Below are 1,325 nucleotides of genomic sequence, written 5' to 3'. Positions count from 1 at the left end.
GGACATGCACGGAGTGAAGGGGGAGGCGACTTATGGCGGGTGAAATGCCGTTTGAACAGCCGCTGGCGGAACTAAAGAGCAAAATTGCAGAACTGCGCAAATTTGGTGCAGAGAAGCAAATTGACTTTTCAGAAGAAATTCGCCGTTTGGAAGAAAGATACGCAGAGCTTGAGGATGAACTTTATGCAAGTATGTCTTCTGCGGAGAAAATGCAATTAGCTCGTCATCCGCAAAGGCCGACGACGATTGATTATATTTTATCTATTTTTACTGATTTCATAGAGTTTCATGGAGATCGCTTGTATGGAGATGACCTTGCCATTGTAGGTGGACTAGCCAAATTTAACGGCATTCCAGTTACCGTTGTTGGGCACCAAAAAGGGAAAGATACGAAGGATAATATTGCTCGTAACTTCGGTTGTCCGCACCCGGAAGGTTTCCGTAAAGCGCTGCGCATGATGCGTCAAGCGAACAAGTTTAATCGTCCAATCATTACATTTATTGATACGAAGGGCGCATTCCCAGGGAATGCTGCTGAAGAGCGTGGTCAAGGAGAAGYGATTGCCAGAAATTTGCTGGAAATGGCCTCTTTTCGCGTGCCAATCATCTGTATTGTTATCGGTGAAGGCGGCAGCGGCGGCGCGTTGGCATTAGGAGTTGGCAATAAGGTGTTGATGTTGGAAAATGCGATCTATTCGGTTATTAGTCCGGAAGGCGCGGCTTCCATCTTATATAAAGATGCTTCCAAAGCTTTACATGCGGCAGAAGCAATGAAAATTACGGCAGATCACATCAAGGATCTGAACGTCATTGACGGCATCATCCCAGAGCCAAAAGGCGGCGCACACCGTGATCTGGCTGCACAAGCAGAATTTATCAAAACAGCGATCTGGGAACAGCTTCAGCCTTTGCTAAGCTTGACCGAACAGCAGCTGTTAGAGGACCGTTACCGTAAATTTAGAGACATAGGTCGGTTCACATTCACTCAGGAGGGAAACCATGCGTAAAACGAAAATTGTCTGTACCATTGGACCAGCAAGCGAATCACAAGAAAACTTGAAAAAACTCTTGTTAGCGGGAATGAATGTTGCCCGTCTTAACTTCTCCCACGGAGATTTTGAAGAGCACGGCGCACGTATCCGCAACCTTCGCGCTGCATCCGCTGAGACTGGCAAAGTAGCAGCTATCTTGCTTGACACCAAAGGACCGGAAATTCGTACCGGTAAATTGAAAGAAGAACCGATTGAGCTTGTACAGGACAAGCACATCATTCTGACAACCGAAGAAATTCTGGGAGACGCAGACCGCATCTCAGTAACTTACTC

Annotated in this window: 2 protein-coding genes; both read left to right on the top strand. The window is 46.8% G+C overall.

Annotated elements, in window-relative coordinates; all coding sequences use genetic code 11:
- Positions 1–32 precede the first annotated feature (32 nt).
- Positions 33–1,007, top strand: coding sequence for an acetyl-CoA carboxylase carboxyl transferase subunit alpha (gene accA, locus AC1DUA_RS37920; RefSeq protein WP_477504616.1), 975 nt, complete (start codon positions 33–35; stop codon positions 1,005–1,007).
- Positions 1,000–1,325 (top strand): pyruvate kinase (locus AC1DUA_RS37915; RefSeq protein WP_477504615.1); only part of this gene is annotated, 326 nt, incomplete at its 3' end. The genes accA and AC1DUA_RS37915, both read left to right, overlap by 8 nt.

The organism is Paenibacillus sp. 01T422, from assembly GCF_056398785.1.
This window is presented reverse-complemented; position numbering and strand designations above follow the sequence as displayed.